We start from the raw sequence: 1808 nt of genomic DNA, 5'->3' as shown, positions 1-1808 counted from the left end.
TGACCCTGCTGGCTTATTCGGGTTAGGCAGCGAGGGTGAAGTCGAGGCGTTGTAGGTGTGTGGTGCGGGTGCGGTCGAGGGGGCGGCCGGTCCAGTACTGGTCGAGTCGGATGATGTTGAGGCTGGTGGCGGCGAGGTGGTGTTCGAGGCTGGTTTTGGGTAGGCCTCGGTAGCGGGCGGTGCGGATACCGGTGACGTGGGTGGCTTGGCGGATGGTTCCTTCGACGCCGGCGCGGGCCTGGTAGGTGGTTTTCCACTGGTCGGTGGTCTGCAGGTGGCGGGCGGTGGTGAGGGCTTCGTGGATGGCTCGGGGTTGCAGGCCGATTTTGCGGCGGGTGGCGGTGGTGCAGAGCTGGCGGGCTGGGCAGGGCTGGCAGGTGGTAGCGGCCCAGGCGACGATGATCGTGTCGGTGCCGCGGGTCTGGCAGGGTGACCAGCTGCTGCTTGTTCTGCCTTGTGGGCAGGTGCCCCGGCGGGTGTCGTAGTCGAAGGTGAACGCGGCCTTGTCGTAGCCGTGTCCGGCGCGTGCCTGCGCGGAGTTGTCGGTCAGCAGGGGTGCGACCAGGGTGATGCCGTGGTCGTGGGCGGCGCTCACGATCAGTTCGGCCGAGGGGTAGCCGGAATCGAGCAGATGCTCGGCGGGCGTGAGGTTCTTGCCGGCGAGCTGGTCATGGATGGTGGCGGTCATCGCGGTGTCTGCCACGGTCGCCGCGGTGGTGACCACGTTCGTGATCAGGTTCGGGTGTTCCCCGCGTCGCCGGTCCGGACTCGTGCCGCTGGTGCCGGGTGCGGGCGGGTCGCAGGTTTCGGTGAAATGGACTTTGTAGCCATGCCATCGGGTGTCGCGTTTGGTGCCGTAACGGGCGTGAAGGTCATACGGGGAGGCGATCCTGTCTCTAGTGGGAGGGACCCCGTCCCCATCGGGGGCGGGGTCCCTGCGGCGTACCTGCTGCCGGCCGGTGCCGTCGGTATCGCGGTAGAACTGCTGAATCCAGATCAGGCGTAATGCCTGCACCGCGGGTATCTGGACCAGCCACGGCGGGGCGTGCCGATGGCCCACGGCTTCGAGTAGGTGGTAGCCGTCCCGGCCGTACTGGAGCATCAGCTCGTCGCGTCTGGTCTTGCTGTCGGGCAGCCGCAGGTTGTCGATCCGGGCGCCATAGACCTCGGCCCACGACGCGTCGATCATCGAGGTCAGCCAGTCCGGTGCCGCCGCTGACAGCGCCTCCAGGGCGGCACGGAGCGTTTCTCCGGCCAGTTCCAGGCGGCTGAGCTGCCGGATCGCGGCCAGCACGTGCGTGGAGTCGGTGCGCTGCCGGCCTCTCGGCTTGATCAGCTTCAACTCCATCAGCCGCTGCAACAGAGCGTCCAGGGCCAGGCTGCTCAGGTCGCCTTCGACCAGCCTGGCCCGGAACTCGGTGAGCACGCTGGCATCGAACCCGGGATCGTCCAGTTCCAGCCCGAGAGCGTATTTCCAGGTCATCCGGTCCCGGACCGCGTCCGCAGCCGCTCGATCGCCCAGATTGTCCGCGAACTGCAGCACAGTGACGATCATCAACTGTGCCGGCGAGATTCCCGGCCGCCCACGTACCCCGAACGCCGCCGTGAACCGGCCATCGTCGTACACCTGACCCAGCTCATCCCGGATCCGCATCGCGAGATTCCCCTTCCGGAACGCCGCCCGCGCCACCCGCGCGGTCTGCTCCGGCACCTCAGGCCACGGCCTCGGCTGCATCGACATAGCCACGAACCCTACGAACACCCACCACAAACACCCGTCAGGCACGCCGTCGAATAAGCCAGCAGGG

1 protein-coding gene is annotated in these 1808 nt (G+C 67.6%); it reads right to left on the bottom strand.

The features are described from left to right. Positions 1-22: 22 nt before the first annotated feature. On the bottom strand, positions 23-1808 hold a 1786-nt coding region (locus Apa02nite_RS50655), incomplete at its 5' end, for an IS1182 family transposase (RefSeq protein ID WP_239165149.1).

Origin of the sequence: Actinoplanes palleronii (assembly GCF_016862315.1) — a bacterium.
GTDB classification, from domain to species: Bacteria; Actinomycetota; Actinomycetes; order Mycobacteriales; family Micromonosporaceae; genus Actinoplanes; species Actinoplanes palleronii.
This window is presented reverse-complemented; position numbering and strand designations above follow the sequence as displayed.